Source organism: Candidatus Thioglobus sp. (genome assembly GCF_028599055.1).
In the GTDB taxonomy this organism is placed as follows: Bacteria; Pseudomonadota; Gammaproteobacteria; order PS1; family Pseudothioglobaceae; genus Thioglobus_A.
Genome location: NZ_JAQRMS010000184.1, coordinates 1 through 2154, shown reverse-complemented (window position 1 = coordinate 2154; position 2154 = coordinate 1). Strand labels below are relative to the sequence as shown.

Sequence of the window (2154 nt, the reverse complement as noted above, 5' to 3'; positions counted from 1 at the left end):
TGCTGGTGTGGTAAGTATGGCACACACTCAAGGCTTGAGTGCTAATAAATTTATTAACCAAACACTAAAGCAACATCTACACATTTAACTAGTATGCTTAGACAGGCTACTAAAAAAATACAACTATTACCACCATTAATAAATGCAATAATGAACTGTAGCACCCTTAATTCAACTTATAATCGCACGAATAAGCGTTCTAACGCCTACATTTTGAGTGGTCTTGCGTTTAACTTGCCACCACGCTATTTTTTTGAGTAACGCCTATACCTTTTGACAGTTGAATATTTAAAATGCCTTTTATGTGAAGCTACTAACCAAATGATTTGAAAATATTCTTGGAGTTTAACTTTTAAGTTATCAAATAATGTTCTGTGTCTTGACGTTGAAGTATTTGTCAGTTTCTTTACATCTGTATTTGTTATTAGCATATTTAACAAACGGTAGTGTAAATAAGCTTGATATCAGCGCTTGTAAAGGTGCTTTGGGTCAAGGCATGACTAAACATCACAGTGTTGTACTGTAACACATTGATTTATAGTGGTATTTATCTATTTTTTAGTTTTGTTATAAATGATTATTTTGTAATATTTGCATATCAGCAAAAACCTAAGTTTTTGTTGCTACAAAAGGCTTTGTGTAACAAACATAAAAATGCTGTTGTTGTTTTATGCTAAGTTTTGGGTGGCAAAGTGGGGAGGCGTGTAAACGAGTAAATAGTACGCAATTCCAATTATTTCTATTTATTAATCATATTACCTTGCATTTTTATAAGTGGCTTGTAATTACCATTATCGGCCTGTTTTAGTGCTTGAATGTAATCACCTCTATGAATATTCTTTTTGGCAAGTAGATTTTCATTCCACTTAGTAGGTTCTAAGCCATTTTGTTTTAAATAAATATTAGCAAGCATCCTAGACCATCTACCATTTCCATTTAAAAATGGATGGATAGCCACAGCTCTATGGTGCAATCTTGCTGCAATTTCAATAGTATCAAAACTCTTATTCGACTTCCAAAAATGTAAGTCATCTGCCAGTTTTTTAACTTCAGCGTTAACAAGATAAGCTTTCACACCAAAATTAAGCTCAACTATTCTCATTTTTCCAGCCCAGTCCCATACATCACCAAACATTTCTTTATGAAGCTTTAAGAAAAAATCATAATCAAAAGGTGCTGATTTTTTATTAGGTATGGTTGATAAATAATCAATACTTGCTTTCAAGATATTTTGAGCTTCATAAAAATAAACCTCACTAGCATTATAAGTCTTATTCTTATCTAATTTTAAACCTGATAAATCATTCCCATAAGTAGCATCAGTAATTTTGGTTTTATCATTCATTGGTTTAATTAAATACAGTTAAAAGTTAGATTAATTGATCCATAATCTTTTCTTATATTGGTGTAAAAGACTATCTTTAGCTTGTTTCATCAACAGGTTTAATTGTGTATCGTCTAAACCTTGCTCTTCAAGAGACGAAGTGTCTTGAACAAGTGAAACTATATATAAAGCTTTTTCTTTAGCTCTATTTTGTTCTAAATCAACAATACTAGTAACCTTATTACCAGAGAAATCAAGTCCTAGCAATTGAGTTATACTTTCTACTGTAGATATTTTCACATCTTCACCTGCTAAAAAACGCGTAACAGTTCTATTGCCAAGGTTCGAAAGTTTAGCGATATTATCAATCGTTAAGCCAATTTCTTTTTTTCTTTTCTGTACTCTTTTAAGTAATTCTAATCTAGTCATGACAATGAATCTAATAAATAAAACAGTTATATTATGTCATAAGTGGCTAAATAATAAAATGTATTTTTAAAATTTTTCTATAAGTTATAGCAGACAGATTATTTTTAGACCAAATATCGGTGGAGTTGACCTGCCAATTGTATCAGCATATTAGATGCTTGCATCTTTTTTATGCTGGAGAATTGGTCAGGTCGAACGCTATGTTCGAAGGTGCTTCGCACCAAGGATATAGTGTTAGACCGCAGGTCAACTCCACCGTTCACACGGCGCGAAGCGCCGTGTGAACTCTTAAATAACCTTTAACTAAGCTGTATAAACACAAACACCCATTGCAGCAATCACTACAATGGGTGTTTGTACTTTAATAGCAACAGTGGTTACTATTGCTACTATTACTTCTA

Annotated in this window: 2 protein-coding genes; both read right to left on the bottom strand. The window is 32.3% G+C overall.

The window, feature by feature from the left end; translation table 11 throughout:
* Nucleotides 1–739: 739 nt before the first annotated feature.
* Nucleotides 740–1345: a mobile mystery protein B gene (locus PSN35_RS07325; protein ID WP_300031550.1), complete on the bottom strand. Its 606-nt coding sequence runs from the start codon at nucleotides 1343–1345 to the stop codon at nucleotides 740–742.
* Nucleotides 1346–1375: 30 nt separating this feature from the next.
* Nucleotides 1376–1753, bottom strand: coding sequence for a hypothetical protein (locus PSN35_RS07320; protein ID WP_300031548.1), 378 nt, complete (start codon nucleotides 1751–1753; stop codon nucleotides 1376–1378).
* Nucleotides 1754–2154 lie beyond the last annotated feature (401 nt).

What these genes read in the sequence shown, in the direction of transcription:
- PSN35_RS07320 (WP_300031548.1), bottom strand. Translation starts at nt 1,753, where the DNA reads ATGACTAGATTAGAATTACTTAAAAGAGTACAGAAAAGAAAAAAAGAA.
- PSN35_RS07325 (WP_300031550.1), bottom strand. Translation starts at nt 1,345, where the DNA reads ATGAATGATAAAACCAAAATTACTGATGCTACTTATGGGAATGATTTA.